1 protein-coding gene is annotated in these 1,107 nt (G+C 68.1%); it reads left to right on the top strand.

The window, feature by feature from the left end; genetic code table 11:
• The coding region (locus EO156_RS09865) for a YadA-like family protein (RefSeq protein WP_206513886.1) at nucleotides 1-975 on the top strand (975 nt) is incomplete at its 5' end.
• Nucleotides 976-1,107 lie beyond the last annotated feature (132 nt).

The raw sequence follows: 1,107 nt of genomic DNA on the forward strand, positions 1-1,107 counted from the left end.
AGCTACAACAACGTCGGTGCCGCATTGACCGCGTTGGACAGTAAGGTCACCGAGCTGGATGCACGTGGCGGCACCGCAACGGCTACTGCTGCACGCACGGTTTCGCTGCGCACCGCAGCGGTTCCGGCGGTGGCTGCATCAGCGACGGCAGCGAGCAGCGATGTCACTGACAGCAGCGCAAGCGTGCAGGGCACGCCGACCGCTGCGGTCGTTGGCACGGCCACGCCGGCAGCGACCTCGACGGCGGTTGGCAACGCCGCTGTGGCCAACCACATCACCGGCACCGCGATTGGCGGCAGCGCGTATGCGCACGGCCCCAACGACACCGCGATTGGCAGCAATGCGCGCGTCAATGCCGATGGCAGCACCGCAGTGGGTGCCAACACGCAGATTGCGGCGGTGGCGACCAATGCAGTGGCGATGGGCGAAGGCGCGCAGGTGAGTGCGGCCTCGGGCACGGCGATCGGGCAGGGTGCCCGCGCCAGTGCGCAGGGTGCGGTGGCACTCGGCCAGGGCTCGGTTGCCGACCGCGCCAACACGGTCTCGGTGGGCAGCGTGGGCGGTGAGCGTCAGGTGGCCAATGTGGCCGCCGGTACGCGCGCCACCGATGCGGTCAACAAGGGCCAGTTGGACAGCGGCGTCGCCGCAGCCAACAGCTACACCGACAGCCGTTACAGCGCGATGGCCGACAGCTTCGAAACCTACCAGGGCGATATCGAAGACCGTCTGCGCCGGCAGAACCGTCGCCTCGATCGCCAGGGTGCGATGGGCTCGGCGATGTTGAACATGTCCGCCAGCGTGGCCGGTATTGCCTCGCAGAACCGCATCGGTGCCGGTGTCGGTTTCCAGAACGGAGAGTCGGCGTTGTCGGTGGGTTACCAGCGGGCAATCAGCCCGCGCGCCACGGTGACCATCGGTGGCGCATTGAGCGGCGACGACAGCTCGATCGGCGTAGGTGCCGGTTTCGGTTGGTAACGCACGGTTGAAAACAGCGACGGCGCCGCTGCGCGCCGTCGCGACAGAGCAAGGCCTGAGGGGGCGGGCGAGGACCGTGGCTTGGCCGGCCAACGGATTCGCATGGAGTGATGGCCGTACTGACGCCTGATC

It is taken from the genome of Xanthomonas sp. DAR33341 (assembly GCF_003992815.1).
In the GTDB taxonomy this organism is placed as follows: Bacteria; Pseudomonadota; Gammaproteobacteria; order Xanthomonadales; family Xanthomonadaceae; genus Xanthomonas; species Xanthomonas cissicola.